Source organism: Streptomyces sp. NPDC090077 (assembly GCF_044747545.1).
Lineage (GTDB): Bacteria > Actinomycetota > Actinomycetes > Streptomycetales > Streptomycetaceae > Streptomyces.
The window spans coordinates 96,663-119,900 of the sequence record NZ_JBIVEG010000001.1; the positions used below are offsets into that span (position 1 = coordinate 96,663).

Annotated in this window: 20 protein-coding genes; 10 read left to right on the forward strand and 10 right to left on the reverse strand. The window is 75.0% G+C overall.

What is annotated here, in order from left to right:
* Positions 1-375: 375 nt before the first annotated feature.
* Positions 376-1,620 (reverse strand): NAD(P)/FAD-dependent oxidoreductase, encoded by a 1,245-nt coding sequence (locus ACIPW5_RS00375; RefSeq protein ID WP_401238210.1) that lies wholly within the window; start codon positions 1,618-1,620, stop codon positions 376-378.
* Positions 1,621-2,246: 626 nt separating this feature from the next.
* Positions 2,247-3,110, reverse strand: a complete 864-nt coding sequence (locus ACIPW5_RS00380; RefSeq protein ID WP_401238212.1) for an alpha/beta fold hydrolase — start codon at positions 3,108-3,110, stop codon at positions 2,247-2,249.
* Positions 3,111-3,433: 323 nt separating this feature from the next.
* Between ACIPW5_RS00380 and ACIPW5_RS00385 the strand changes: the two genes are divergently transcribed.
* Positions 3,434-4,672 (forward strand): GNAT family N-acetyltransferase, encoded by a 1,239-nt coding sequence (locus tag ACIPW5_RS00385; RefSeq protein WP_401238215.1) that lies wholly within the window; start codon positions 3,434-3,436, stop codon positions 4,670-4,672.
* 40 nt (positions 4,673-4,712) lie between these two features.
* Here the strand turns inward: ACIPW5_RS00385 and ACIPW5_RS00390 are convergent, their stop codons facing one another.
* Positions 4,713-4,964 carry a hypothetical protein gene (locus tag ACIPW5_RS00390; protein WP_401238217.1) on the reverse strand — a complete coding sequence of 84 codons (252 nt, stop codon included), beginning with the start codon at positions 4,962-4,964 and terminating at the stop codon, positions 4,713-4,715.
* Between the two features lie 195 nt (positions 4,965-5,159).
* On the opposite strand from ACIPW5_RS00390, the gene ACIPW5_RS00395 reads away from it, so the two are divergent.
* Both ACIPW5_RS00395 and ACIPW5_RS00400 read left to right on the forward strand, forming a co-directional pair.
* Positions 5,160-7,733: a molybdopterin-dependent oxidoreductase gene (locus ACIPW5_RS00395; protein WP_401238220.1), complete on the forward strand. Its 2,574-nt coding sequence runs from the start codon at positions 5,160-5,162 to the stop codon at positions 7,731-7,733.
* Positions 7,730-8,707 (forward strand): FAD binding domain-containing protein, encoded by a 978-nt coding sequence (locus tag ACIPW5_RS00400; RefSeq protein ID WP_401238222.1) that lies wholly within the window; start codon positions 7,730-7,732, stop codon positions 8,705-8,707. Before ACIPW5_RS00395 ends, ACIPW5_RS00400 begins: the two co-directional genes overlap by 4 nt.
* 25 nt (positions 8,708-8,732) lie before the next feature.
* Here ACIPW5_RS00400 and ACIPW5_RS00405 read toward each other — a convergent pair whose 3' ends face one another.
* A complete protein-coding gene (locus ACIPW5_RS00405) occupies positions 8,733-9,680 on the reverse strand; it encodes a helix-turn-helix transcriptional regulator (protein WP_401238224.1) in 948 nt (315 codons plus the stop codon).
* Positions 9,681-9,778: 98 nt separating this feature from the next.
* Here ACIPW5_RS00405 and ACIPW5_RS00410 point away from each other — a divergent pair, with 98 nt between their 5' ends.
* Together ACIPW5_RS00410 and ACIPW5_RS00415 are read left to right on the forward strand one after the other, a co-directional pair.
* On the forward strand, positions 9,779-10,420 hold the full coding sequence (locus tag ACIPW5_RS00410) for a TIGR03086 family metal-binding protein (RefSeq protein ID WP_401238227.1): 642 nt from the start codon (positions 9,779-9,781) through the stop codon (positions 10,418-10,420).
* Between the two features lie 184 nt (positions 10,421-10,604).
* Entirely contained in the window at positions 10,605-11,663 is a 1,059-nt protein-coding gene (locus ACIPW5_RS00415) for a TolB family protein (protein ID WP_401238230.1), read from the forward strand.
* 49 nt (positions 11,664-11,712) lie between these two features.
* Here the strand turns inward: ACIPW5_RS00415 and ACIPW5_RS00420 are convergent, their stop codons facing one another.
* The 3 genes from ACIPW5_RS00420 to ACIPW5_RS00430 all read right to left on the reverse strand — a co-directional run bounded on the left by ACIPW5_RS00420 (position 11,713) and on the right by ACIPW5_RS00430 (position 14,208).
* A complete protein-coding gene (locus ACIPW5_RS00420; RefSeq protein ID WP_401238233.1) occupies positions 11,713-12,741 on the reverse strand; it encodes a phytase in 1,029 nt (342 codons plus the stop codon).
* Between the two features lie 149 nt (positions 12,742-12,890).
* A complete protein-coding gene (locus ACIPW5_RS00425) occupies positions 12,891-13,295 on the reverse strand; it encodes a hypothetical protein (protein ID WP_401238236.1) in 405 nt (134 codons plus the stop codon).
* Between the two features lie 277 nt (positions 13,296-13,572).
* Positions 13,573-14,208, reverse strand: coding sequence for a nucleoside/nucleotide kinase family protein (locus ACIPW5_RS00430; protein WP_401238238.1), 636 nt, complete (start codon positions 14,206-14,208; stop codon positions 13,573-13,575).
* Positions 14,209-14,360: 152 nt separating this feature from the next.
* On the opposite strand from ACIPW5_RS00430, the gene ACIPW5_RS00435 reads away from it, so the two are divergent.
* Positions 14,361-16,397, forward strand: a complete 2,037-nt coding sequence (locus ACIPW5_RS00435) for a hypothetical protein (protein ID WP_401238241.1) — start codon at positions 14,361-14,363, stop codon at positions 16,395-16,397.
* A 150-nt stretch (positions 16,398-16,547) separates the two neighbouring features.
* Positions 16,548-18,152 (forward strand): FAD-dependent monooxygenase, encoded by a 1,605-nt coding sequence (locus ACIPW5_RS00440; protein WP_401238243.1) that lies wholly within the window; start codon positions 16,548-16,550, stop codon positions 18,150-18,152.
* 85 nt (positions 18,153-18,237) lie between these two features.
* Here ACIPW5_RS00440 and ACIPW5_RS00445 read toward each other — a convergent pair whose 3' ends face one another.
* Positions 18,238-18,756 carry a hypothetical protein gene (locus ACIPW5_RS00445; RefSeq protein ID WP_401238246.1) on the reverse strand — a complete coding sequence of 173 codons (519 nt, stop codon included), beginning with the start codon at positions 18,754-18,756 and terminating at the stop codon, positions 18,238-18,240.
* 93 nt (positions 18,757-18,849) lie between these two features.
* On the opposite strand from ACIPW5_RS00445, the gene ACIPW5_RS00450 reads away from it, so the two are divergent.
* On the forward strand, positions 18,850-19,455 hold the full coding sequence (locus tag ACIPW5_RS00450; RefSeq protein WP_401238249.1) for a hypothetical protein: 606 nt from the start codon (positions 18,850-18,852) through the stop codon (positions 19,453-19,455).
* Positions 19,456-19,510: 55 nt separating this feature from the next.
* Positions 19,511-20,785, forward strand: coding sequence for a pyroglutamyl peptidase (locus ACIPW5_RS00455; RefSeq protein ID WP_401238252.1), 1,275 nt, complete (start codon positions 19,511-19,513; stop codon positions 20,783-20,785).
* Positions 20,786-20,978: 193 nt separating this feature from the next.
* Here the strand turns inward: ACIPW5_RS00455 and ACIPW5_RS00460 are convergent, their stop codons facing one another.
* A complete protein-coding gene (locus tag ACIPW5_RS00460; RefSeq protein ID WP_401238254.1) occupies positions 20,979-21,539 on the reverse strand; it encodes a DUF6817 domain-containing protein in 561 nt (186 codons plus the stop codon).
* Between the two features lie 7 nt (positions 21,540-21,546).
* Positions 21,547-22,083, reverse strand: a complete 537-nt coding sequence (locus tag ACIPW5_RS00465) for a cupin domain-containing protein (RefSeq protein WP_401238256.1) — start codon at positions 22,081-22,083, stop codon at positions 21,547-21,549.
* Positions 22,084-22,164: 81 nt separating this feature from the next.
* On the opposite strand from ACIPW5_RS00465, the gene ACIPW5_RS00470 reads away from it, so the two are divergent.
* Positions 22,165-23,040 carry a LysR family transcriptional regulator gene (locus ACIPW5_RS00470; protein WP_401238259.1) on the forward strand — a complete coding sequence of 292 codons (876 nt, stop codon included), beginning with the start codon at positions 22,165-22,167 and terminating at the stop codon, positions 23,038-23,040.
* Positions 23,041-23,238: the final 198 nt, after the last annotated feature.

A 23,238-nucleotide genomic window follows, 5' to 3' on the forward strand; every position in this document is an offset into this window, starting at 1 on the left:
GGCCTGTGGGGAGGCCGCACCGGACCCCGCGCGACGCGGGACGGCAGGATGCCTGAGCGGTGATCGGGTGGCGTGGTGCCGGACGGCGGCCGGGCACGGTACGGAGGCGCGGCCGGCGGGCCGCTGGGGCGGCCGGGGTGGCCGCGGGGCACGGCGGAGGGCGGACCGGCGAACCGGGGGTCCGCCGGGAAGGGCGGGAGGGCGGAGGACCGGTGGGGTCCGGGGTCCGAGGTCCGGGGTCCGGGTCCATGGGGGCACGCACGGCTTCTGCCGGTGCCGGTGACGCGGGGAGGGGTGCCGGACGCCGGTGACGGCGTGGGCACCGGACGGCGCCCGGCCGTCGCTCCCCGGTCGGGGACCGCTGCTACGGAGCCGTCAGCCGGCCGGGTCGTAGATCCGCTCGTCCTGCGGCGTGCCGGCGGCGTCGTAGAGCGCCTCGAGCGCGTCCGGTGCGTAGACCTCGTAGTCGGGAACGATGCCGCCGATCAGGCCGAGCATCTTGTCGGTCCACTCCTGCGTCTTGCTCATGGCCTCCATCGTCGCCCGGAAGAACGGCGGGAGTTCGGTGAGTTCGCCGAGGGTCGTCGTGAAGTCGTAGACGCCGGCGCTCTCCTCGTCGCGCAGCTTGTTGTACTCGGCCAGTGCCTCGTCCATCGTCCGCTCGCCGGTCAGGCCCTGGTGGACGCGCTCGGCGAGGAGCTCGCCGTGCAGGAAGCCGTCGGTGATGCCCCATCCGGTGTAGGGGTCCTTGTGGTAGCCGGCGTCGCCGACGAGCGCCCAGCCCGGACCGTACGCGCGGCGGTAGTAGTTGTCCGGGTAGCGCATGGGCCTGAAGGCCTCCTCGCGCTTGCCCTGGTCGCGCAGCTGGACGCCCATCTCCGGGGAGACGTCGTCGAACACGCCCTGGAAGCCCGCCTCGACGTCCTGGCGGAACTCCTTGAGCTGGCGCCGCGTGAGGATGACGGCCAGCATGTTCAGGCCGTCGTTCGTGGGCCAGGTGCCGAACCACTTCTCGTTGAAGCCGGTCTTGTGGTGCAGACCCCAGTCCTCGAGCCCGCTGTAGTACGAGTAGTAGATGAAGCCCGACGCGGGCCGGACGTTGTACAGCTCGGCGCCGACCTTCTTGGCGACGGTGGAGTGGAAGCCGTCCGCACCGATGACCACGGTGGCGCGGAACTCGGTCTCCGGGCCGTCCCCTTCGCGGCCCTTGATGCCCGTCACGCGGCCGTCGGTGAAGACCAGGTCGGACACCGTGAAGTTCTCGATGACCTCGGCGCCGGCCCGGCGGGCGGCGTTCACGAGGATCTCGTCGAGGACGGTGCGGCGCGGGCAGTAGACGGCGTCGATGCCGTCCACCGGGTCGGCGAACCCGTTGAGCTCGATGCCCCGGTAGGAGTAGTTCATCGTGCGGAGCGCCGGGGTCTTGGCGGCGATGATCTCGTCGAGCAGGCCCCATTCCTGGAGCCGCAGGAGACCGGCCTGGTGGATGTAGTGGGTCGACACCGTGTCGCTGGGGAACGAAGCGCGGTCCACGACGAGGACGCGGTGCCCCTGTCGGGCCAGGTGCATCGCAACCGGTGATCCGGCACAACGGCCGCCCACCACAATGACGTCGTACATACGAGTCCCCCCTCGGATTGATTGAGGTAATGAAACACACCGGGAACGGCGGTGAAAGCGTGGCCGAAGGCTATGAACACCCGTTGACGCAGGTCAAGCGACGGCAATGGCGGGGTAATGACCGAATCTCAATTCCCTGTCAACTCGATGAACCGCCCGACTTAAGCGGTGGGCAGACTGTCCGACTCTGGACGATTTTTCCGGTTGACAATGTGATCTGCATCACAGGATGAGCCCTAACTGGAGGCAATGACTCCATAAAGGGACGGCCAATACGCAGAATTATGTTCTTGCCCATTGCACCGATTCACCGTGCGGTCGGCTGCCCATTTTTACACGACGTTTATCCGGTTCTTGATCGAATCGACGGGGGGTGCAGCTGACCTGGCGCGACGGGAACATTTCCCTCAGCCCTCCCGCCCGGAGGGGAGCGGTGCCCCGCTCACGCGAGCGCACCGGACCGCACCCGTGCACCCCGACGCCACGTGACGGACAGTCATCAGGGCCGCGCACCCAGGGCTCCGACGGGCTCCAGCGGTCCTGGAGCGGAAGGCTGGCGGTGGTGTCGGTGGCGGGTGGCTCCGCGCCTCGGCCCCGCACCCCGGGCGACCGGGGTGCGGGGGGACTCAGACGAGGTCCGTCAGGAGCTCCGCGAAGATCCGTGGCCGGCTGAAGTAGCCGACGTGGGAGGCTTCGAGGGTGTGCACGTCGAAGGGATGGTGCGGGGTCAGCTCGTCCGCCTTGCGGATCATGTGGTCCTGGACCGCCAGGGGAAGGCACCGGTCGGCGGAGAGCCGGACGTAGGTGTGCGGCACCCGCCCCCACGCGTCGGCCCGGACCAACGCACCCGGCTCCATCGCCGAGTAGGTCTCGTCCGGGTCCAGGGAGTCGAGCAGCAGCCGGAACTGGTGGTCGGTCGAGTCGGCCATGACGGCGGCCTTCAACGCGGCGTACACGTCCGGATCGGCGTGAGCGGCCCGCCAGTTCAGCCGGACCACGCCCGGATCGCGTACGCCCGGCACGGCGATCCGGGCCACCGCGGCGTCCAGCAGGTTGTCGTCGGCCACGTCCCACGCCCCGGTGAGCATGGCCGGATCGCTGAGGCAGAGCGCGGAGAGGTAGACCACCCGGTCGAGCAGCTCCGGTGCGGCGTTGGCGACGGCGCTGATCGTGAGACCGCCGAGGCTGTTGCCGACCAGGACGACCGGCCCCGACGCCGTGAGCCGCCGGAGGGTGTCCACCACGTGGCGCACGTTGTCCTGCAACGTGACACCGCGCACGGCGGAGGGCGCGGCGGCGAGTGCCGCGGCGTCCTGGGGCTGACGGTAGTAGGCGGCGGGGGTATGGGCGAGATCGCCGTGACCGGGCAGGTCGACGGCGTGCGAACGGTGGCCGAGCAGGGCCAGCTCGTTCTGCAGCGGGCCCCAGGCCCGGGCGTTGCTGGACCCGCCGTGAACCAGTACGAAGGTGGGGCGCGAGTCTGCGCGCATGGTGAAGATCCTCGTCATCCTGAGGTGAACGGTGGACGGTGGACCCCTGGTGTCGGCGAGGGCCGACACCGGCGGTCAGCGCGTCGACCGGGTGCGCAGGGCCGACCAGTTGTGGATGACGGAAGACATGCGGACGACCGTAGCAACCGCCTGTGCACCGCGCAGGCGGTTTACGTCCCGTCTGCCGCACCCGGGATCGGGCCGACGGAGACCGCGGGACCGGCGACGACCGTAATTCGGTTGACCCGGCTGCCGGGCGGCGTTGCACTGGCGCGGGGCACCGCGAGCGGTGGTGTCGGTATCAGGGGAAGGCCGCAGCGCACATGGAGATCCGTCCTACGACCGACGAGGACCTCGACGTCTTCGTCGGCACGATGCTCGCCGCGTTCGGGTTCCACCCGGAACCGCAGGTCGACGGCGGCGGCCAGTGGTGGTCGGCGCTCGAAATGGACCGGTGCCTGTTCGCCGTGACGGCGGAGGGGAAGCCCGTCGGCACCGCCGGCGCGCACTCGTTCGAGCTCACCCTGCCCGGTGGGTCCCTCGCCCCCGTCTCCGGAGTGACCGCCGTCGGCGTCCTGCCCTCCCACCGGCGCCGGGGCGCCCTCGGTGCGCTGATGCGGCACCAGCTCGCCGAGCTGCGCGCCCGCGGGGAGTTCCTCTCCGTGCTGCTGGCCTCCGAGGCCGTGATCTACCGCAGGTTCGGCTACGGACCGGCGACGTACACGGCAGGGCTGACGGTGCCGCGCCACCGGGCGGCCCTCGCCGTCCCGCGGGCGCGCGGGGGTGACGGCGCACCGGGCACGGGCACGGCGAGCGGTTCGACCGAGGTGCTGCGGAGCGGCGACTGCCGGGAGGTCCTGGAGGAGGTCTACGACCGGTACCGCCGCTCACAGCCCGGCGCGCTGTCCCGCCCCCACCGCTGGTGGTCCCTGCGCGCCGGACAGCCCCCGATCGCTCCCGCACCGCGGTACGTCGCCGTCCACCGGGACGCCGACGGCGTCGCGGACGGGTACGCGAGCTACACGATCGAGCCCGGAGCCCCGAGGACGATGAAGGTCGACGAGATCATCACCGCCGACGACGCCGTCCACACGGCCCTGGCCCGGTTCCTGCTCGAACACGACCTCGTCGACCGGGTCTCGTTCAAGCACGTCCCGGTCGACCACCCGCTGCGCTGGCAGTTCGAGGACTTCCGGGCCGGTGAGGTGACGGGGGCCGGCGACTGGCTCTGGGTGCGGCTGCTGGACGTCCCGGGGGCGCTGACCGCGCGCGGCTGGTGCGCGGACGGCGAGATCGTCCTCGACGTCGAGGACCCGTTCCTCGGCGAGCGCTCCCGCCACCTGCTGACCGTCCGGGACGGCAAGGCCGACTGCGCCCCGACGGACCGGGAGCCCGACCTGTCCCTCGACGTGAGCGACCTGGCCTCGGTCTACCTCGGCGGCACCGCCCCGAGCACCCTCGTCCGCGCCGGGCACATCAGGGCCCACCACCCGGGCGCGGCCGCCCTCGCCGACGCCCTGTTCCGGACCGAGCGCTCCCCGCACTGCCTGCACTGGTTCTGACGGGTCGGGGGCGGTGGGCGGCGGCTGCGGTTCCGGCCGGTCAGATCTGGCCGGGGTCCAGGTGTCCCTGCGGAGCGAAGTGCCCGGACCGGCCGTCGACCGCGGCGCCGTACTGCTGCTGCGGATCGAGGTGCTCGACATTGCCGTCCGAGGCGGTGTCCGATACCTCGCCCACGTAGTTGGCGTAGGGGGTCGGGCCCGCGATGGCGATGGTGGTGGCCGCGGCCTGCCCCGGCAGGGCGAGCGCCGCCAGGGCCGTGACGGCAAGGGCGGCTCTGATGCTGGTGTCCATGATGTTCCCCCGGTCCGGTCCGGCCCCGCGCGGGGCCCGCATCGGGCCAGGCTGCCAGCACGTGCCCGGCCGGGCAAGGGATCAACGGATCCCGGTCACCGGCTCGAACTGCGCCGGGGCCGTGGCCGGGATATCAAGGAGGGTGAAGGCGAGCGTGAGAGCCGACGGTCGCCCCGCCCCTGAGGAGTGCACCCTGTGGAGTTCGAGGTCAATGGTGCCCGGCGGGTGGTGGACGTGGAGGACGACCCGGCCGCCGTGGACGTGGTGCGCGACCGGCTCGGGATGACCGGCACCAAGCTGGTGTGCGGGGGCGGGGTGTGCGGGGCGTGCACGATCCAGGTCGACGGTGAGCCCCGGGTGTCCTGCGTGACGCCCGCGGTCCTGCTGGCCGGGCGGCGGGTGACCACGGTGGAGGGCCTGGCGGGTCACCCGGTGGCCCGTGCCTTCGCCGCCGGGGACGCCCTCCAGTGCGGCTACTGCACTCCGGGGTTCGTGGTCGAGGCGGCGGCGTTCTTCGAACGGTGGCGGGCCGCGCACGGCCGCGTGCGCCCGGAGCGGGAGCGGATCGCCGAGGCGCTGGCGGGGCACCTGTGCCGGTGCGGCGCGTACGAGGCCGTCGTCGGCGCGGTGGCCGCGGCCTGCGCGGGCGACTACGACACGGCGCCGGCCGCGGGGCAGGAGCCCGCCGTACCGCGCGTCGAGGCCCCGGCGAAGGTCGACGGTTCGGCCCGCTACACCACGGACCAGCGCCCCGAGGGACTGCTGCACGGGATGATCATCCGGTCCCCCCACGCGCACGCGCACGTACGCGCCCTGGAGGCCGGGGACGTGCCGGTGGTCCCGCTGCTGCCCCCCGACGGCATCGTCCGCTACGTCGGCCAGCCGGTGGCCGCGGTCGCGGGGCCGGACCGGGCCGGCGCACGGGCGGCCGCCGCTCGCGTGCGGGTGGACTACGAGGTGCTGCCCGCGGCCCTGGACGCCGGGCGGGCCCGGACGGGCGAGGGGCCGCTCGTCTACGCGGACAAGGCGGCGCGCGGACGGGCGCCGGGATCGGGTGAGAGCCCCCAGCTGGTGCCCGCCCGCTGGCGCGGCAACCTGCGGGGGCCGTCGGCGATGAGCAGGCGTCCCGCGACCGCGGTGCGCCGCATCCTGGAGGCCCGTACCCAGAGCCCCGAGCGGCTGGTGGAGGGCGTGTTCACGACCGCCGCACAGACGCACACCCCGCTGGAACCCCACGCCTGCCTGGCCCGTTGGGAGGAGGGAACCCTCCATCTGGAGGTGTCCACGCAGTCGGTGAAGCGGGTGGCGGAGCTCGCCGCCGAGCGGTTCGGCGTGCCCCCCGACCGGGTGGTGGCGAAGTCCGTCCACGTGGGCGGCGGTTTCGGCTGCAAAATGGGCCTGACCTCAGACGTCGTCGCCGCCGTCGAGCTGGCCCGGCTGCACGGCGCACCCGTACGGGTGGTGCTGGACCGGGACGAGGAGCTGGTCGACGGTGGCTACCGGCCCGGCACCCGGATCCGGCTGGCGATGGCCGCGGACGCCGGCGGCGGGCTGGGCGCGCTGGCCATGGACGTCGACACGGACGGCGGAATCGCGGTCGGCGGGACCGTCGCCGCCCTGGCCCGGTTCGTGTACGGCAAGGCCCCGCGCCGGCTGCGTGACTTCGACGCGGTGACCCACCGGCCGCCGGGGGCTCCGTTCCGCGGTCCGGGCGGGCCCACGATGTGCTGGGCCCTGGAGCAGGCGGTGGACGAGATGGCCCACCGGCTCGGCGAGGACCCGATCGCCCTGCGGCGCCGCTGGGACGGCAACTCCAAGCGGCACGCCCTGTACGACTGGGCCGCCGCCCTGCCCGTCTGGTCGCCGGGGCCGCGCGGCGGCACCGGGCGGTTCCGCCGGGGCGTCGGCGTCGCGGCGGCCAACTGGCTCTACTTCCTCGACCCCGTCACCGAGGTCGAACTCACCGTCGAGGACGGGGTCGTCGTCGCCCGCTGCGCGGTGCAGGACATGGGCACGGGATCGCGGACCGTGCTGCACCGGGCCGTCGCCCAGGGCCTCGGCGTCGCGGAGTCCCGGGTGCGCGCGGAGGTCGGCGACAGCACCGCCGTCCACGGCCCGACCTCCGGCGGCAGCCGTACGACGCCCTCCCTGGTGCCGGCCGCCGAGGACGCCGCCCGGCGGCTGCGCGGGGCGCTCGGCGGTGGTGACGTCACCGCCCGCCTGGACGCGGCGCACGGCCTGCGGGTGACGGGCCGCCGCCCCCGCGACCGGCGGGGCTTCGTGACCCCCTTCGGCCTCACCCTGGGCGGCGTGGCAATCGGGCGCGGCTTCACCGGATCGGTGCAGGTCGCCGAGGTCGAGGTGGACACCCGCCTCGGCCGGATCCGTCCGCTGCGGGTGTGGAGCGGCATCGCCGCGGGCCGCATCCACGAGGAGCGGCTGGCCCGCAGCCAGTGCGAGGGCGCCGTGGTGCAGGGCATCGGCTACGCCCTCTACGAGGAACGGCGCACCGACCCGGTCACCGGCCGGGTGCTGACGGAGAACCTGGAGGACTACCGCATCCCCGGCATCGGCGACACCCCCGAGATCACCGTCCACTTCCATCAGGAGGGCTTCGGCCACGTGCCCGGCGGCGGTGTCGGCCTCGGTGAGATCGCGACGCTGCCGACGGCGGCGTGCCTGGCCAACGCGGTCCACGACGCGACCGGCCGCCGCCCGTACGACATGCCCATCCGGCCCGACCGGATCCTGGAAAGACCGGCCTCATGAGCGACGAGTCCGCCCTGGCCGGCCTGTCGGCCGCCGTCCTGGCCCGCGGCGGGGAGCTGCGGGCCGGCGGGACCGACACCACCGCCCGGCAGCGCACCGGCATCTCCCCCGGACCGTTCACCGACCTCGCGGGTGCCGGGGAGCTGCACGGCATCACGCCGCTGCCCGGGGGCGGGCTGCGGATCGGCGCGCTGACCACCCTCGCCGCGCTGGCCGCCGACCCGCGCGTACGCGAAGGCTGGCCCGCGCTGGCGCCGGCGGCCGGGACCGCGGCCACCCCGCAGATCCGCGCCGCCGGGACCCTGGGCGGCAACCTCCTCCAACGCAACCGCTGCTGGTACTACCGCAATCCGCACGTCGGCTGCTTCCAGAAGGGCGGGACCTCGTGCCCGGCGCTCGGGGGCGACCACCATTTCGGGGTGGTGTGCGGTGACGGCCCGTGCGTCGCCCCGCACCCGTCGACCCTGGCGGTGGCCCTGCTCGCCCACGACGCCGAGGTCGAGGTCCACGGCGGGTCCCCGCGCGACGTGGCCGCGCTGTACGGGGACGGCGACCGGCTCTTCCGCAGCGATCACCTGCTCGGCCCGGGGCAGATCCTCACCGCGGTGCGCCTGCCCGCCCCGTGGCCCGCTGAGCGCGCCGGCTACCACCGGACCATCAGCCGGGCCCACGCCGAGTGGCCGCTGGTGGAGGTGTCGGTACGGCTGCTGCTCGACGGCACCACCGTCGCGCGCGCCGCCGTCGCGGCGGGCGGGGTGGCGCGCGTACCGCTGCGGCTGCCGGAGGTGGAGGCCTCCCTGACCGGCCGGGACGCCCGCCCCGAGGTCCTGGCGGAGGCTGCCGCGACGGTCCTCGCCCGGTGCCGGCCCCTGCCGCAGACCGGCTACAAGAGGACGCTGTTCCGGGACACGGTCCTGGAGGCCCTGGAACGGGCCGCCGCCGTGCCCGCGGGGGCGGCGGCGGGCGCGGACTGACCGCGGGGCGGGGCGTGGGTCCCCGTCAGTCCTGCGCGTACGTCTCCGTCAGTTCGGCCCCGATCCGGGCCAGCCACTGCCGTACCTCCGGCGGTTCCAGCACCTCGACCCGCGCGCCCAGCCCGGCGAGGTGTCCCGCCAGGGCCTTCGCGGCCGGGCCGTCGACCCACACCTCGTTCCAGCCGTCGGGCAGTGTCCCCCCGACGCGGACGCGGCCGGCGAGGAAACGTTGCAGCAGGGGCAGCGCGTCGGGGCGGACGCGGGCGCGGGCGGTCACCGCGTGCATGCCGTCCTGGAAGGCCCCGGACAGCTCCCGCCACGCCGCGGCGAGGTCGAAGTCGGGCGGCCGCGCCGCCGGTTCGCCGGTCGGCTCGACCGAGGTGACCCGGCTGAGCCGGAAGGTGCGCAGGCCCTTGTCGGTACCGGCGACGAGGTAGTCCACCCCCGCCTTGGCCACGAGGCCGAGGGGGTCGACGGTGCGTTCGCCGGCCGGTTTGCCGGCGCCCGCATACCCGAGGCGGACCCGGATCCCGTCCACGACGGCGTCCTGGAGGGCGGTGCGGTGGGCGGCGTCGGCGGAGACGGCGTTGCGGGACCAGTCCGTGGCGTCGACGACCCCGGCAAGGGTCGCCGCCCGGGCCTGCGCCCGCAGGGGCGGGGGCAGGGCCCGGACCAGCTTGCGGAGGGTGGTGCGCAGCTCGGGGGTGGCCGACAGGGGGCCGGTGACGAGGAACAGGGCCCGGATCTCGTCGGCGGTGAGCCCGGTGAGGTTCGTACGGGCCCCGCCGACGAGGGACCAGCCGCCGCCCCGGCCGCGCTGGGAGTAGACGGGGATGCCGGCCGCGGCCAGGGCCTCCAGGTCCCGGCGTGCGGTGCGCTCGGACACCTCCAGTTCGGCGGCCACTTCGGGGACGGTGACGCGGCCGCGCTCCTGGAGGAAGAGCAGGGTCGCCACCAGCCGGTCGGCTCTCACGTGTCTCGTTCCTCCTGCGGGGGCGTCCTCGTCTTCGCCTTTCATTCTCTTCCGGAAACCGGTCAGAGGATGGCCACTTTGGCTTCCAGGATGAGTGCATGAACACGAACGAGAACGAGCAGCTCGCCCAGGCCCCGTCCGACTCCGCCGGGACCATCACCTTGACCTCCTCCTTCGATCCGCGGGACGACCTCGCCGCCGCCGTCGTGCTGGCGGGCCGTACGCTGGCCGCCGTCCGGCCCGACCAGTACGACGCCCCGACCCCGTGCGAGGAGTTCGACGTGCGCCGGCTGTCGAGCCACCTCGTCGCCGTCGTCCGCCGGATCTCGGTGATCGGACGCGGTGAGGACCCGTTCAGCGTCCCGTCCTTCGCCGACGAGGTCGCCGACGGCGGCTGGGCGGCGGCCTGGGAGCCGGGTGCCCGCGAGGTGGCGCGGGTGTGGGCGGATCCGGGTGTTCTCGGCCGGCAGCTGCGCCTGCCGATGGGCGTCCTGCCGGGAGCGGCGGCCGCGGCCGTGTACACCCACGAACTCACGGTGCACACCTGGGACCTGGCGCAGGCGACCGGCCAGGATCCGGAGTGGGACCCGGCCCTCATCGAGCGGGTGATCGGGGTCGTCCGGCGCGCGCTGCCGGCCGAGGCCCGCGGCGGGCGGATCCCGTTCGGCGAGGTGGTGGCCGTGGAGCCGGGAGCCCGGGCCATCGACCGTCTGGTGGCCTGGGCCGGCCGCCGGCCCTGAGCCGGCGGGCCGGTCCCCGCAGCCGGGCTTCCTCGCACAACGGCAGGACCGGGGGCACGTGGCGGAATACCGCGCATGCGCCGGGTGGTGTCTTGACGCCGTGGGGCCCCTGGGGTTGCATGCACGGCGCTCGCTCGGCCAGTCGAACTCCGGAGAAGAGGCCGTCGTGTTACCTGGGGGGAAGATGAGGGGATTCAGGCACCGCAGCACCGCCGGACGGGTGGGGGCCGCCCTGAGCGCCACGGTCATGGTCTGCGCCACCGCGGCCGCGGTGGCGCAGACGGCCACCGCGGGCGGTGCCGGGGGGAGCGTCGAGAGGATCAGCGTCGCGACCGACGAGGGCTACGGTGCCGCCTCGATCACCCCGGACGGCCGCAGCATCGTCTTCAAGTCGCTGAAGAACGGCCCGTCGCAGGGCGGCAACGCGGTGTACGTCCACGACCGGCAGACGGGGCAGACCCGGACGCCCCCCGTGGTCGAGGGCTGGACCCCGGCCATCAGCGGCGACGGGAAGCAGGTCGCAGCCAACGCTCCGGCGCAGGGGATGAGCTCCGAGCGGATCCAACAGCACTCGCCGGACCTGGGTCTGCTCCCCGTCAGCTGCAGCCGGTGCAACCAGCCGTCGCTGAGCGCGGACGGCCGCTACCTCGCCTACGGGGTCCTGCGCTACCCGCAGCTGGCCCGGAGCGTCGTGGTCGCGGACCGCAACGGCGGCTCCGAAACCGTCGCGGTCCTGGGCAGCGGGGCCCCGGCCCGGCCCTCCATCAGCGGGGACGGCCGCTACGTCGCCTACCAGGACCTCGCGTACCAGACGGAGGGCGTCTACCTCCGGGACCGGACGACCGCCACCACGTCGGGCCCGCTCGAAGGCCCCTCCAAGAGCGCGTCCCTCGTCCAGCTCAGCGACGACGGCCGCAAGGTCGTCTACCTCTCGGGCTCCGACACCTACGTCCACGACGTCGGCTCGGGTACCGCCCAGCTGGTGCCGGACGTGAAGGGCGTGGCCATCGACCCCACCGGCCGCTACCTGCTGTACGCCCCGAACGGCACGGGCGGACCGTCGCTCGTGCTGCGCGACCTTCAGACGGGCGCCGACGAGACGGTGACGGACCAGCCCGCCACGGCCGAGGTCGACTCGGTCAGTGCGGGCGGGCGCGACGTGGTCTTCCAGTCCGCGGCCGACGGCATCGTCCCCGGCGACGCCAACGGCAAGCCGGACGTGTTCGTCCACCGCTTCTTCTGACCCCGTGGTGGGGGGCGGGCGCCGACGGGGACGTCGGCGCCCGTTCCGGTCAGCCGAAGTGGGCGGTGACGCGCTGGAGCGGTACGAACTTGAAGTTCTGGTTGCCGCTGCTGCCCGGGGTGCCGTTGGAACCGTCCTGGCAGACGAACACGCCCTGCGGGAAGGCCGGGCCGAGGTTGGCGGCGGTGGCGTCGATGCCGTCGGTGTCCTCGCAGTCGTCGGCGGCGCTGCCGCCCGCGACGGAGAAGCGGCCGAGGTAGGCGCGGGTGGTGCGGTCGTAGACGGTGAAGTCGTTGCTGCCCTGGGAGGACACGTAGATCCGGTTGCCGGCTGCGGTGATGCCCTCGGTGTCGGCGGTGATGTGGCCGCCCGAACCGGTGGAGTCGAGCCGGGTGCGGCCGGTGCCGGCGGTGGGCTCCGCGCCGTACACCCATACGCCGACGTCCTCCTCGCCGAGGTAGAGCTTGCCGGTGGTGTCGTCGGCGTAGCAGCCCTCGACGGCGGAGCCCGCGTCCCACAGGCGGACCGAGGTCGCCGTCACCGCGTTCCCGCTGACGCCCAGCTCCCACTGCTCGACGCGGCCGGAGGTGGAGTTGGGGAAGGCGTACAGCTTGCCCGAGGACGGCGAGGTGTAGAGGCATATGCCGTGTGCGGTGACCTCGGTGGGCACGTCCTTCAGCCACGTGAGCTGTCGGGTGGCCGGGTCGATCCGGTACACGTGCATGGCCCCGTCGCCGCCGGCGGCCTCGTCGTCCGCCGAGACGACGATGTTCCCGCGCAGGTCGACGTTGTTGCCGTAGTCGCCGGTGATCCGCTGGATCCGGGCTCCCGTCATGTCGTAGACCTCCAGCGCCCCCTTCTTGTCCGTGCCGATGACCACGGACTTGGCCGGATCGGTGGGGTGGACCCAGATCGCGGGGTCGTCGGCGGCGTCGCCGCTGTGCGAGACCGGGGTGGTCTCCACGGTGGCGGTGACGGAGACGGCGGCCGCGTACGCCGGAGAGGCGGGCAGGGCCAGGGCCGCCAGGACGGCGGCGGGCAGGGCGATGGCGCGGACTGTGGCGGTGGTGGAGGACACCGGATTCCCCTCGGTCGGGTGGTGGACAGGGGGAGGTTAGGGAGGCCCGGCGAGCGGCGCGTTAACGGCAGTTGAACCCGTTGGACCACTCCGGACCGGACCGGCACCCGGATCCGGCCGGCGGCGTACGCGGGGCGGCGGGCGGCGGCTCAGGAGCCGTGCGCCCGCGCGGGACCGTCGTCGTCCAGCCCGGGGTTCAGGCCCGTGCAGCCCAGGGTGTTGCCGGCGGACGTGGGTTCGGGGGAATACTCCTTCTCCACGGTCTCCCCGGGCCGCACCGTCACGGACTCCTGACCGCCCAGGCTGCCGTCGGCGTTGACCTCCCTGAGGTGGGGCCGGTAGGCCCGGACCGAGCTGATGTGGACCCGCACGGTGCGGGGCTCCTCGCGGGCATTGGTGATCTTCACGGTGACCTTGGGGGCCGAGGCGAAGATGCCGCCGCCCTCGGAACACGCGGTGACGATGACCTCCTTCCGCTCCCCGACCTCCCAGCCCCCGGCACACCCGGTCACCAGAACGGAGCCGATGCCCCCGGCCGCCACTGCCTTGCCCATGCGCCGCACGTCTCTCCCCCTTGTTCGTCACCACGCGCCCGCCGAAGCGTAGACCTCGCGGAGCCGTGGTCGGGGGCTGGGGTCGACGCCGGTGCTCCCCCGGGTGGCGGCTGCCGCACGGGCCGTGTCCGCGAGGCGGGTGGCCGTCCTGTCGGCGGGGCGGACGAGGCGGGTGTACGCCGTCCACCTCGCCCCCGGACTCCCGCCCGGAGGCGACCAGTTCCCCGACGGTCTCCCGCAGGTCCACGCGTTCCTCCTCCGCCACCCGTGCGCCCCCTCAGTACCCGGCGGGGTCGAGGACGAGGTCGGCGCGGTGACGGGTCCGGGCGACGAGGCGGGCGTTGGGCTGGTCCGAGCGGTCCACCCAGGCGCGGGCGTGCGCCGGGTCCTTGCCGTGGCGGACGTGACGGGCGATCAGCCGGTCCAGGCGCAGGGGTTCGGCCGGGTCGAGGTACCAGGCCTCGTCCAGGAGCGGCCGTACCTCGGCCCACTCCCCCGCGTCGTGCAGCAGGTAGTTGCCCTCGGTGATGACCAGCGGTACGTCCGGGGCGACGGGGATGCTGCCCGCGATCGGCTCCTCCAGGGAGCGGTCGAAGGCGGGTGCGTACACGGTGGAGCCCCGGGGTGCGCGCAGCCGCCGCAGCAGGGCCACGTAGCCGGCGGCGTCGAAGGTGTCCGGGGCGCCCTTGCGGTCGGCACGGCCCGTGCGGTCCAGGACGGCCTGTGCGAGGTGGAAGCCGTCCATCGGGACCACGACGGCCCGCCCGGGACCGAGCGCGTCGGCGATCCGGGCGGCCAGGGTCGACTTTCCGGCGCCCGGGGGTCCGGCGATGCCGAGGACGCGCCGCTCGCCGGTGGCGGCCAGGGCCTCCGCCCTCGACACCGGATCCGGACCCGGTTCCTTCGTACGCATGCGTCCATGATGCCGCTCCCGACGGGCGGGGGCGGGTTGGTCCGTACGGGCGGTTCGGGGGCCGGGGGCGGGGAGGGATCCGGCGGGGCGGGGGCGGGGGCTGTGAGGCTGGCGCGGATCGTGCCCCTCTGCCGGGAGGAAGAAGCATGCGGATGCGTGCGCACCGTGGACATCACCGGGCGGCCCTGCTCGCCGCCCTGCTCTCGGTCGCCGTCGCGGCCGGGACCTGGCAGGCCTCGGGCGATCCCGGGCCGGGCGGGGGCGCTCCGGTGCGGCGTGACGGGGTGGTGCGCGGCGGGAGCGGGCCGGTGCCGGGCGCGGAGGTCACCGTGTACGCGGCGGGGACCCGGTTCGGCGACGCGCCCCGTCGGCTGGGCGGGGCGGTCACGGACGGCCGGGGCCGGTTCCGGGTGGCGTACGCGGAGCCCCGGGAGCCGGGGGCCGTGGTGTACCTGACGGCCGACGCCCCTCCCGCGGACGGGACCCGCGCCGCTGCCGGCGGGGAGCGCTCCGGGCTTCCCGTGCGGTTCGCGGCGGTGCTGACGGGTGCGCCGGGCGGGCCCGGAGGGCCGTTGGCCGTCACCGAGCGGACCACGGTGGCCGCCGGCTTCGCCCTGGCCCAGTTCACGCGGGACAGCGGTTTCGCGGGCCCCTGGCCGGGACCGCGCAACGCCGCCTCGGTGGCGCACAACCTGGCGGACGTGGCGACCGGCGGTGTCTCCCCGTTCCTGGCGGCACCGCCGAACGGCGGGCAGACGTCGGCCCTGCGCACCTTCAACTCCCTGGCCGACGCGGTCGCCGCGTGCACGGCGTCGGCCCGGGGCTGTGCGGAGCTGTTCTCGGCGGCGCAGCCGCCCGGCGGCGGGCGGCCCCGCGACACGCTGCAGGCGGTGGCGGACATCGCCCGTGCGCCGGGCACGCACCCCGGCCGGGTGTTCGCGCTGGCCCGCAGCCGCCCGGTGTACCGGCCGGCGCTGGACGCGGCGCCCGCGGCCTGGACGCTGGCGCTGCGCTACGAGGGCAACGGCCACGAGGTGGACGGGCCGGGGAACATCGCGTTCGACCGGGGCGGCGACGCCTGGATCGTCAACAACTACGTGTACGGCGCGGACCCGCGCGACCCGGTCTGCGGGGGACACGAACTGCTGCGCCTGCGCCCCGACGGCCGTGACGCGCCGGGCGCCCCCTACCGGGGCGGCGGCCTGTACGGGGCCGGGTACGGGGTGGCCATCGGCGGCGACGGCAACGTGTGGGCGGCGAACTTCGGCTTCCAGGGGCAGGACTGCGCCCTGGACCCGGACCCGCTGTTCCGCAGCGTCTCGCAGTTCGACCCGCGCGGCCGGGCCCTGTCCCCGCCGCAGGGCTGGCGCCAGGGGGACTACGTACAGCCGCAGGGCGCCCTCACCGGACGCGACGGCACCCTGTGGGTGGCGAACTGCGGCAGCCGGAGCGTCACCCGCGTCCCCGGCGGGCGGCCCGGGCGGGCCCGGAACGTCCCGGTCGGCGGCGCGCTGGTCAAGCCGTTCGGGGTGTCGCTGGACGGCCGGGGGCGGGCCTGGGTGACGGGCAACGGCAGTGACAGCGTGGCCGTGTTCGGCCCGGACGGGAGCCTGGAGCGCACGGTGACCGGCGGCGGTCTGCGGCGGCCGCTGGGCATCGCCTCCGACAGCCTGGGCAACCAGTGGGTGTCGAACAGCGGCCGCGTACCGGTGCCGTGCGAGGACGGCACCGCCCAGCAGATGGCGGACGCCGTGGGTCCGGCGGGCGGGCCGCCCGCGGACGGCGCCTCGGTGACCCTGGTGCGGCCGGACGGGTCGACGCCCGCGCAGCCGTTCACCGCCGGGAGCCTGATGCTGCCCTGGGGGATCGCCGTCGACGGCTCGGACACGGTGTGGGTGGCCGACTTCTCCGGGCAGCGGGTGACCCGGCTGTGCGGGGTGCGCACCCGGGCCTGCCCTCCGGGGCACCGTACGGGTCAGCCCATCTCGCCCGCTTCGGCCGGGTACGGCTTCGACGGGCTGGTCCGCAACACGGCCGTGCAGATCGACCCCGCGGGGAACGTGTGGCTGGCCAACAACTGGGACCTGGTTCCGGTCCAGACCAACCCGGGCGGCCACCAGCTGGTGCTCTTCGTCGGGCTGGCGACTCCGGTGCGCACCCCGCTGATCGGGCCGCCCCGGCCCCTGTGACGGCCGGCCGGGGCGGGTAGGGAAGGGCGGTGGGCGCACCCGGGCCGGCGCGCGTGCGGGCCGGCCCGGGTGCACCGGAGGGCCCGGCCGGCCCCGTCACCGGACGGGTCGTGCCGGAACGGGCCGCACGCACAGACCGGAGGAGTCCGCATGGCCGAGGCAGACGTCGACGTGGAGGTGCTGATCGTCGGGGGCGGGCCGGTCGGGCTCACCGCACGGGCGCTGCTGGAGCGGTGGGGGGTGCGGACGCTGCTCGTCGAGAAGCACCGCGAGCTGTCCCCCTTCCCCCGCTCCCGTCTCGTCAACACCCGCTCGATGGAGGTCTTCCGGCGGCTCGGCCTGGCCGCCGGGATCACGGCCGGCGCGTTCCCGCCGCAGTTCGGCCGCGTCAGGTTCCGCGACACCCTCCACGACCGTGACTTCGCCTCCGCCGTGATGGTCGGGGTCGACGGGCCGATCCCCGAGTCCCCCGTGACGGGTGTGGTCACCTCGCAGGACCGGCTGGAGCCCCTGCTGCTCGCCGCGGCGGACGCGCCGGCGCGGTTCGGGGCCGAGGTCGTCGGCCTGGCCGAGGAGGCCGACGGCGTCACGGCCCTCGTCCTCGACCGGGAACGCGGTACGCGCAGCCGCGTACGCTCCCGCTACCTGCTGGCCGCCGACGGCGCGAACTCCGCCGTCCGGCGGTGGCTGGGGACGGGGACCACCGGCCCCGGGGCGATGGCGGCCGTCACCACCGTCGTGTTCGACGCGGACCTGGGCCGCTGGTGCGCCGGCCAGCCCGCCGGGGTGTACGTCACCGCGCACGGATCGTTCCTCCCGCTGTACCCCGAAGGGGGGTGGGCCTGGCTGGCGCCCACGCCCGAGGGCGCGGAGCGCGCCGACTGGCCCGGCCTGGTCGCGCGCGCCCTCGGACCCGGCTCCGCCGTCCGCCCCGAGGTGCTGCGGGTCCAGCACTGGGTGATGAACGCGTTCGTCGCCGAACGCTTCCGGCACGGCCGGATCCTGCTGGCCGGGGACGCCGCGCACGCGATGCCGGTCATCGGCGGCCTCGGCATGAACACGGGCGTCGCCGACGCGCACAACCTGTGCTGGAAGCTGGCGGGTGCGCTCCGCGGCTGGGCCGGGTCCGGCCTGCTGGACACGTACGAGGTGGAACGACGCCCCGTCGCCGACCGGACGCTCCGCCAGGCGGTGGCCAACACGGACCTGATGTTCCAGGCGCAGAGCCTGCGCCGCGAGCAGCTCCGGGCCGGCGGAGCGGCGTCGGGCCGGATCGAACTGCCCTGGTCGGAGCGGTACTTCGCGCAGCTGGGTCTGGTACTCGGCGTCACGTACCGCTCCGCGGCGGTCCTCGGGGACGGCGGCGGCACCGCCCCGCCGCCACCCGGATCTTCCGAGGCGTCCGAGGCGTCCGAGGCGTCCGCCCACTACACGCCCACCGCGGAGCCCGGCCGCCGCATGCCGCACCTCTGGCTCGCACCCGGCCGCTCCACGCTCGACGCGTTCGGCGAATGGTTCACCCTGCTCACCCCGGACCCCGCCCGCTGGGCGCCGCAGGACGCACCGCCGTGGCCGCTGCGCGTCGAGGCCCTCGGCGCCGAGCACGCCGGCCCGTGCGGCCTCTCCCCGCGGGGGGCGCTGCTCGTCCGGCCCGACGGCCACGTCGGCGCCCGCTGGCAGGACGGCCTCCCGCGCCCCTCCGCCCTTCGGGACGCCCTCGCCGCGATCACCGGTACGGAAGGCCGTACCGCCTGAATCCCGGACGGGTCCGGAGGTCACGGCGTACGCGTGGACCGCCCCGTCCGGTGGCGCGTCATCAGTCCCGGAGCACGCACGGGAGTCATGCGCCGACGGGACCGGCCGGGCAGCCGCCGGGGCAGTCGTGGGACGCGCCCGGCGTGACGCGGGCGTCGTCCACGTACAGGATCAGTGCGCCGTCCTCGGGGCACCTGAGGGCGACCGAAAGGCCCCGGACCGCGCCGTCCTGCGTGACGGCGAGCGCGACCGCGACCTGGAAGACGCCGTGTCCTGCGGGGCAGCGGGGGAAGTCCGACGGTTCGAAGCCCGGGCCCGGGGAGGCGGGCGGCAGCGGAGCCGCGGACGGTTCGAGCGTCCAGGGGTACGCGTCCGTGTGCATCGCCCCGTCCGCGATGCCGAGCGGCAGGCAGCAGCCCACGCAGAAGCACTCGCCCTTGGCGACCTCGAACTCGTCCGTCCGTTCGCCGCACATCAGGCACTCGGCGATCAGGGCCTCGACGCGCCCGCCCGCCTCCGTGCGGGTGGCGCCGCGCACGAGCCGCAGCAGGTCCTCGGGCCCCGTGGCGGGCTGCCCGTGCGTCCACACGGCCTCGTGATCCATGGGGTGGATCCTCGCACACGGCCCCCTGCCGACGTACGGTCGGGCGACGGGCCGCGCCCGGCGGCCGGACCGGAACAGGAGCGGAGCGGGCCGATGCTTCTCTACGCCCAGACCCCAGCACGGCGGAACCGCCAGATCCTCGCGGATCTGGCCGCCGTGGCCGTGATCGCCTGCGCGGTGTGGTTCGCGCTGGCCGTCCACGACGCGATCATGCTCCTGGCGGAGCCGGGGCGGAAGGTGGAGAGCGCGGGCCAGGGCTTTGCCGGCGCCCTCGACGAGGCCGGTGAGACGGCCTCGGACGTGCCGCTGGTCGGCGGCCTGCTGAAGAAGCCGTTCCAGTCGGCGGCGGACGCCGGCACGGGTCTCGCCGACGCCGGGCGGTCCCTGCAGGACGCCATCGGCCAGTTGGCGACGCTGGCCGCGGTCGTGCTGATCGTGGTCCCCGTGCTCTTCGTGCTCCTGGTGTGGCTTCCGCTGCGGCTGCGCTGGATCCGTCGCGGCGCAGCCGTCCGGAGCCTCGCCGGCGCACCCGGGGGTGCCGATCTGCTCGCGCTGCGGGCCCTCACCGGACCGCTGCGCGACCTCCGCGGGGTCCCCGCTCCGCCGGGGGGCCTCGCGGACGCCTGGCGCCGCGGTGACCCGCAGGTCGTCGCGACCCTGTCCGAGATCGCGCTGAAGCGGGCGGGGCTGCGGCCCTGAGGCTGTCTCAGGGGTGCCTGTCGGGAGCGGCAACCGCTATGTAATGTCACATCGCATGCTGATCTTACGTCGTGCGGCATCGGCCGCCGCCCTCCTCGTCACCGCCCTCCCCATCGCCCTCGCCCCGCCCGCGCAGGCGGCCGACGCCACCCCGGTCTGCCGGACCGCGGCATCCGTACCGCTCGACGCCGAACAGGCACGCCTCGCGGACGCCCGCACCACCGCCCTCGTCGAACGGGCGGGGTTCGGGGACTTCGTACGACGCTTCCCCGCCGCCCTGTGCTCCGCGCGCACCCCCGCCGAGGCCGGACGGCTCCTCGACTCCTGGGGCCAGGCCCTCTGGCAGGCCTCCGTCCGGCGTGCCCAGGGCCAGCGGCCCGGCGGCGACCTCGCCCCCGGCGACGACCGCCCCCTGTACTGGGCGCGGCTCTCCATGACCACCGCCCTCGCCCGCTGGCAGCCGGCTTTCGCCGTCGACCGGGCCGCGCTCCGCACCCGCTTCGAGGACGCCTCGCGCGGCCTCACCGACAACGCCTTCCGGGCCGCGCCCGGCGTCCGCCGCGTCTTCATCAGCGGCTTCGACCCCTTCGGGCTCGACGCGGAGATCCGCCGCGCCAACCCCTCCGGATCGGCCGCCCTCCAGCTGAACGGGCGGCGCGTGACCCTCGCCGACGGCAGCCCGGCCGAGATCCGTGCCGTCGTCCTGCCCGTGCGGTACGCCGACTTCGACGCCGGCATCGTGGAGCGGGCGTTCACCCCCCGCCTGGCCGCCGGCCCGGCCCCGGCCGACGTCATCACCACCGTCAGCCAGGGCTACCCCGGCATCTTCACCCTGGAGGACTGGGCGGGGCGGGCGCGCTCCGCAGACCCGTACCCGGACAACGCGCGCGCCCTCTCCGGCGGCACCCGCGAGCACCCGGTGACCGCCCCCGGCCTCGGCCCGGGGCCCGAGTTCATCCGCACCACGCTGCCCGCCGACGCGGTGACCGCCGCCGTCCAGACCCCGTACCCGGTCCTCCTCAACAGCAAGGTGACCGAGATACCGGCGGGCGGCACCACCCCGGTCGACCGGACCGACGGGCCGACGGCCGGCTCGCGCGCCGTGGCCGGCGGCGGTGGCGGCTACCTCTCCAACGAGGTCGCCTACCGCTCCAACCGGCTGCGCGCCGAACTCGCCCCGCACCTGCCCGGCGGCCACCTGCACACCCCCGTGCTCACCGGCCTGCCCGCCGACCCCGAGCAGTTGACCGGCCCCGAGTTCGAACGCAACGAGGGCGCGATCGCCGCCGAGGTCCGTGCGGTCCTCGAACACGCCGCCGTACGCCGCTAGGCCGTCTCTTCCGGATCTTGCTCCCCCAGCTACCGCTGGGAGGTACCCCCAGACCCGCGCCGCCCGGCACCGCACCTCGCCGCGTTGGCGGAGCACCCGAGTACGTCCAGTACAAGGGCGCCCCGCCAACGCGCCGATGCACGGCACCGAACGACGCGGGCTTAACCGGCAAGATCCGAAAGAGACGGCCTAGTCAGCCGAGGACGGCGGTGACCTCGCGGCGGGTCGCCTCCGACAGGAGCGGCTCCCAGCGCGTGAACAGCTCCTGCAGGGCCGCGCCGTTGCGCTCGCGGAAGGAGTCGTTCACCTTGGCCAGGTCCAGCTCGTTGGCCACCGTGAGCTCGGCGAAGTCGCGGCGCTGCTGCGGGGACGGGGTGAACTCCTCGCCGGTGAACCGGTCCCGGAAGGTCGCCTCGGCCCCGTCCGGCGCGGCGAGGCCCGGGTAGGAGGCCTCGCGGTCGCAGCTCGCGTAGAAGTACACGAGTTCCTCCGCCTCCGTGCCGATCGCCTCGGCGAGGCGGTCGCGCTCGGAGAGCTCCAGGAGCACCAGCGGCAGCCCGTCGGTGCCGTAGAAGGCGTGGCACAGTGCCGCGGTCCGCAGTGCGGGCCGCGCACCCCAGGAAGCGACCAGCGCCTCGACGCGCAGCAGGTGGGTCAGGAGGGTGCCGCCGGAGTGCTTGGTCGTCTCCGCCCCCACCTCCTTGAGCAGGGCGATCGTCGGCGAGTCGGGGTGGTGGTCGTCGCTGTGCATCATGGGCCCATCATGGCGCGGTGCCCGGACCGGCGTCCGGGGGGACCGGCATGCGGACAGCGGGGCCCGCCGGCTCGGTCGCGTAGCGGCTCATCGCGTCGGCGTGCGTCCCGGGCGTCAGCGGCCGGCCGGCGGCGAGCCCCTCCTGGAGGTCCCGGAAGTACTGCACGTACAGGTCGGGGGTGAACGTGCTGAGCAGGACGGCGGGCCGGTCGGCCGGGTTCGCGAAGGTGTGCGGGGTGCCGGGCGGGACCAGCACGAACGTGCCCGCTCCGGCGTCGTGGTCCTCGTCCCCGACGGTGAACCGCACGGTCCCGGAGAGGACGTAGAAGCCCTCGTCGTGCCGGGCGTGGCGGTGCTGCGGTGGCCCCTGGGTGTGCGGGGCGAGGACGGACTCGGCGACCGCGAGGCGGTGCCCGGTGCGGCTGCCGTCCTCCAGGATGCGCATGCGGGTGGCGCCCAGGACGATCGTCTCGCCGCCGCCGGGACCCACGACCGATACGGCGGGGGCGGCCTGCGGCGCTTCGGCTTCTTCTTCTCCGGTCATGCCCACCAGTGCACCGCCGGGGGCCCGGAGGTGTCCAAGACCGGTCCTGTGGCGCCGATGCCCCCCGGGTATCGTCGCAGCGTGGAGCTACGGACCCTGCGCTATTTCGTGGCCGTCGCCGAGGAACTCCACTTCGGCCGGGCCGCCGCCCGACTGCACATGAGCCAGCCTCCGCTGAGCCGGGCGGTCAAGCGGTTGGAGGCCGATGTCGGGGCCCTGCTGTTCATCCGCTCCCCGGCCGGTGTCACGCTCACGGCTGCGGGCGCGGTGCTGCTCGACGAGGCGCGGGACCTGCTCGACCGCGCCGACCGCGTCCGGGTTCGCGTGAGCGCGGCGGCCGGCGCCGCGAGCATCACCGTCGGCATTCTGGGCGACGGGACCGACCCCGGCGTGGCCCGGCTGGCCGCCGCCTACCGGCGGACGCACCCGGGGGTCGACATCCGCATCCGCGACACCGACCTGACCGACCCGACGTGCGGGCTGCGCACCGGTCTGGTCGACGTGGCCCTGACCCGGGCGCCCTTCGACGGGACCGGCCTGACGGTCCGTGAGCTGCGGAGGGACCCGGTCGGCGCGGTGCTGCGCACCGACGATCCGCTGGCCCGCCGCGGCCGGCTGCGGCTGGCCGACCTGAGCGGCCGCCGCTGGTTCCGGTTCCCCCGGGGCACCGACCCCGCGTGGCAGGCGTACTGGCACGGGGGCGCCCCGCGCGAGGGGCCGGTGGTCCGCTCCGTCGGGGAGTGCCTGCACGCCGTGCTGTGGAACGGCACGGTCGGCCTGGCCCCCCTCGGACACGAACCGCCCGCGGCGGACCTGACCGTGGTGCCGCTGACCGACATGCCGCCGAGCCGGGTGGTGGTGGCGTGCGGCGGGGGTGACGCCGATCCGCTGGTCCGGTCCTTAGCCGGGATCGCGGCGGCCGTCTACCGCGGCGGGGGGCCCGGCCGGGCTCGGTGACGCGTCCGCGCTCCGCGCTCCCTGGTCCCCGGTCCGACCGGGTGCGGCGACCGCGGCCACCTACGGGCCCGGTCATCCCCCGTCCGTAGCCGGGCCCCGGGCCGGTGCGACCAGCGGGGTAGGGCGGAAGGTCCTGTCGGCTGACGTACCGGCGGGGCCGCGCCCCGAGGATGGGAGGGACGAAACGCCTCGCACGGG